Source organism: Haloferax sp. s1, assembly GCF_058382125.1.
Genome location: NZ_JBZRPK010000062.1, coordinates 1 through 796, shown reverse-complemented (window position 1 = coordinate 796; position 796 = coordinate 1). Strand labels below are relative to the sequence as shown.

The 796-nt window shown below is 59.7% G+C and carries 1 protein-coding gene; it reads right to left on the bottom strand.

Annotated elements, in window-relative coordinates:
• Nucleotides 1-161: 161 nt before the first annotated feature.
• Nucleotides 162-605, bottom strand: coding sequence for a DUF8030 family protein (locus QT222_RS00385; RefSeq protein WP_491475936.1), 444 nt, complete (start codon nucleotides 603-605; stop codon nucleotides 162-164).
• Nucleotides 606-796: the final 191 nt, after the last annotated feature.

The window sequence follows — 796 nt, the reverse complement described above, 5'->3', positions numbered from 1 at the left end:
ACTGTCCCCCCGCAGCGAGTGCCGGAGATCATGGAGCCCCCCGACATGTAGCCCTCTCCTCCGACCCCAATCCGTGAGGCCCTCAGAGCGGAGCTATGCCGAGGCCAAACAGATCCAAGAAACGCACACCGACAGTAGTCTCAACAGCCAGACATGGGGCATCATCCCTGAACTCTAAGCTCTCGAATTGGCATCACCAGGAATTTGTGTTGATCGCCAACGATGCCATTCTGACCCACCTCACTGCCCAGTGACGGACGCTGTGTGAGTCGGTTGACCAACTCCTCGCGAACCGTTTCGCGGCTGACTGTCGTTTCGTGCCAGCCGAGACGTTCGTCGAAATACCGCTTCTGGAACCGTTGGCCGACGTCGTCGACGGCGATGAACTGCGTCCGCTTCACTCCCGCAACGCTCGTCGAAACGAACTCGGCTCCGACGTCTTCGTGAGTGAGTTCGACGAGTGCGCACTCGACAAGTGAGACGATGGCAGTCGGACTTCTGTTGTGGGGGAGCGTCAGTTTGAGGTCCGCCCACGGTTCGTCGCTCGGTTCCCCAGTTTGCTCGCCAGTGAGTCGTGATCGCTGTTGCTCGTACTCGGAAGACATGGTTGTTGAGTGGGTGCCTACGGCGGCCCCCCTCGCCCCTCTCGGGGGCGACAAACTCCACCGCGGATCACATCGTCAGACAGTGAGTGAGTTCTGACATATTGGCGAGAGACACTCGTCGTTTGATGGCCCCTCAGCCGGAGAGAGCCAGCGGCGTTTGCACCCGTGTACCCTAGCCTTCCTTTGGATGA